Raw genomic sequence first — 2,998 nt, forward strand, 5'->3', positions numbered from 1 at the left:
CGTCGAGCAGCCCGAGGATCGCCAGATCGAGCACTCCACCCCCTCACGTCGACGAGTCATGCCTGCGGATTTCCGCGACGGTGACTGAGAGTACACCCTGTGATGTATCGCGCCGATATACCGGTTTGCGGCATCGGCGAGACGCGTCGAGTCCGCGCGGGGCCGGAGTACGCCGGGTCGCGCCCTCGACCGAGGCCTGTTCCCCCCTCGGGTTCTCCGACCCCGGACGCGCGCGGGGACCGCGCCGGGGTCGTAGGCTGGCCCCCGTGGACCAGGCCGACTCCCGCTACCGGCGACCCGGCCCCCCGCCGGGGCCGGAGGACCCCACCGGCCGAGAGGCGCTGCGGCGTCGCCGGGTGGTGGACTTCGCCCTGCGGCGCCGAGGGGTGTTGGCGGATCTCCGCGAGGGCGTCTCGGCACTGCGGGAGGTGTGCGACGCGGACGTCTATCTCCTGCGTGCGGCCGGGTTCCACGGCGTGGAGACCGAGACCGTGTGCCCGGTGTGCCGCAAGGAGAACCTCACCGAGGTGTCGTGGGTGTTCGGCGACGACCTGGGTTCCGCCTCCGGCTCGGCCCGGAGCGCGGATGAGATCAAACAGCTGGCGCTGACCCACGACGCGTTCACCGTCCACGTGGTGGAGGTGTGCCGCAGTTGCTCGTGGAACCACCTGATCGAATCCTATGAGGTGGGTCTCGCCTCGGGCGAGGGCAGGCGCGTGCGCCGGGCCGCGAGGGACCTACGCCGACACCGCTGATCGCCCACCGCCGACACCGCAGCTCGCCCTCCGTGAGCACCGCAAGGTGCCGTGCCCGGGTGCACTGGATTCCGGGCGGAGCGCGATTTCGTACACAATGGACCCCGATGCACCGTCAGCGGGGGTCGCCCGTGCCGGTCGTAGCTGTTCGCAGGAGGGTGGAAGATGTCGCAGAGTGACAGGACGCGTGGGGGATCCGACGGGGGTCGGGACGACTCCGCGCACCGGCGCGGCTGGTTTCGACGCCACCCGGCCTGGACGACGCTGATCCTCGTCGTCGTCGTCCTCCTGGTGATCCCGCTCGTGATCGTCGGGGTGGTCTACAACCGCACCGAGATCCCCCGCCCGGGCAGCGTGGCCACCAACCAGATCTCCGAGATCTACACCAACGACGGCTCGACCATGATCGGACGCATCGTCCCACCGGAGGGCAACCGGACCCTGGTGGAGGTCGACGCGATCCCCGTGCACGTGCGCAACGCCGTGATCGCCGCGGAGGACCGCAGCTTCTACACCAACGAGGGGTACGACCCCACGGGCATCGGGCGCGCGGTGATCGGGCAGATCACCGGTGAGTCCAGCGCCGGCGGTGGTTCGACCATCACCCAGCAGTACGTCAAGAACACCATGGTCGGTGACGCTCCCACCTACGAGCGCAAGGCCAAGGAGATCATCATCGCGGCCAAGATGACCAACGAGTGGTCCAAGGACCAGATCCTCGGGGCCTACCTCAACACCATCTATTTCGGCCGCGGGGCCTACGGGATCGCCGCCGCCTCCACCGCGTACTTCAACAAGCCGGTCGAGAACCTCACCATCGAGGAGGGCGCGCTGCTCGCCGGCGTCATCCAGTCCCCCTCCGCCCTGGATCCGCTCAACAACGCCGTGGCCTCCGAGAACCGCTGGAACTACGTGATGGACGGCATGCGGGACATGGGAGCCATCGACGCCCAGCAGCGTGGCGCGGCGGTGTTCCCCCAGGTCGTCGAGGATCCCCAGGCGGTGGACCAGAACGTGGGCGACCCCACCAACGGGGCCATCCGGCGCCAGGTGTTGGCCGAACTGGCGATGGCCGGCCTCGACGAGCAGATGCTCAACACCCGCGGGCTCAGGATCACCACCACCATCGACCCCGCGACCCAGGAGGCGGTGGTCCAGGCCGCCCGCAGCAACATGCAGGGCGAGCGGCCGGAGAACCGCACCGCGGTGGTCTCGATCGACCCCCGCACGGGCGGCGTGATCGGCTACTACGGCGGAGAGGACGCCGAGGGCTGGGATTACGCCAACGCCCCGTTGCAGACCGGCTCGACCTTCAAGATCTTCGGCGTGGCGGCCGCCCTCGAGCAGGGCATCGGTCTGGGCACCCAGATCTCCTCGGCGCCGGTGACCACCGGCAACGTCACCGTCACCAACGTCGACGGCCAGTCCTGCGGGTCGTGCTCGGTGTCCCTGGCGCTCAAGATGTCCCTCAACACCTCGTTCATCCGCCTGCAGCGGATGCTGGAGAACGGGGCCAACGACGTCCGGGACATGGCCCACCGCGCGGGCGTCGCCAAGGAGATCCCCGGACTGCCGTGGGAGACGCTCACCGAGCAGGGCGAGGACCCCTATGACGGCCTGATCCTGGGCCAGTACCCGATCCGGGTGCGCGACATGGCCACGGGCCTGGCCACGTTCGCGGCCGAGGGGGTCCACCGGCCCACCCACTTCATCGAGAAGGTCGAGACGGCCGACGGCGAGGTCCTCCTGGACAACTCGGAGCCCGAGGGGGAGCGGGTGGTGGACGCCGACGTGGCCAACAACCTCACCTCCGCGATGGAACCGATCGCCGCCTACTCCAACGGCCACTCGCTGGCCGGTGGCCGCCCCTCCGCGGCCAAGTCCGGCACCACCCAGCTCGGCGACACCGGCTACAACAAGGACGCGTGGTTCGTGGGGTACACCCCGTCCATCGCCACCGCGGTGTGGGTGGGGACCGACGACAACCAGCCCCTGCTCAACGCGTGGGGCGGCACGATGTACGGGTCCGGACTGCCCGCGGACATCTGGAAGTCCGCGATGGACGGCGCCCTGTCCGGCACGGAGTGGGAGAGCTTCCCGACCCCGGGGTACATCGGCGGACAGGCCGGCGCGTCCCAGTGGGAGTCCGCCGGGGGGTCGGGAACCGGCACGACGGGGGGCACCGCGGGCACCCAGCAGGCCGTTCCCCAACCCAGCGCCCCGCCCGCTCCGGCGGAGCCCGC

The 2,998-nt window shown here is 70.2% G+C and carries 2 protein-coding genes; both read left to right on the forward strand.

All coding sequences use genetic code 11. The annotated features are described in order from the left end of the window. The first annotated feature begins 341 nt into the window (after positions 1-341). Positions 342-755 carry a DUF5318 family protein gene (locus G6026_RS09950; RefSeq protein ID WP_194305651.1) on the forward strand — a complete coding sequence of 138 codons (414 nt, stop codon included), beginning with the start codon at positions 342-344 and terminating at the stop codon, positions 753-755. A 165-nt stretch (positions 756-920) separates the two neighbouring features. Further along, a partial coding sequence (locus G6026_RS09955) for a transglycosylase domain-containing protein (protein WP_182613078.1) occupies positions 921-2,998 on the forward strand: 2,078 nt, incomplete at its 3' end.

The organism is Dietzia sp. DQ11-38-2 (assembly GCF_014145055.1).
Taxonomy (GTDB): Bacteria; Actinomycetota; Actinomycetes; order Mycobacteriales; family Mycobacteriaceae; genus Dietzia.